1 rRNA gene is annotated in these 302 nt (G+C 58.3%); it reads left to right on the top strand.

Features of this window, described 5'->3' with window-relative positions:
• Nucleotides 1–302, top strand: a 16S ribosomal RNA gene (locus CHH91_RS18285); the annotation flags it as partial.

Genomic DNA, 302 nt, shown 5'->3' with positions numbered 1-302 from the left:
CGCTGGCGGCGTGCCTAATACATGCAAGTCGAGCGGACAGAAGGGAGCTTGCTCCCGGACGTTAGCGGCGGACGGGTGAGTAACACGTGGGCAACCTGCCCCTTAGACTGGGATAACTCCGGGAAACCGGAGCTAATACCGGATAATCCCTTTCTCCACCTGGAGAGAGGGTGAAAGATGGCTTCGGCTATCACTAAGGGATGGGCCCGCGGCGCATTAGCTAGTTGGTAAGGTAACGGCTTACCAAGGCAACGATGCGTAGCCGACCTGAGAGGGTGATCGGCCACACTGGGACTGAGACA

It is taken from the genome of Virgibacillus sp. 7505, assembly GCF_002272135.1.
Lineage (GTDB): Bacteria > Bacillota > Bacilli > Bacillales > Amphibacillaceae > Terribacillus.
This window is presented reverse-complemented; position numbering and strand designations above follow the sequence as displayed.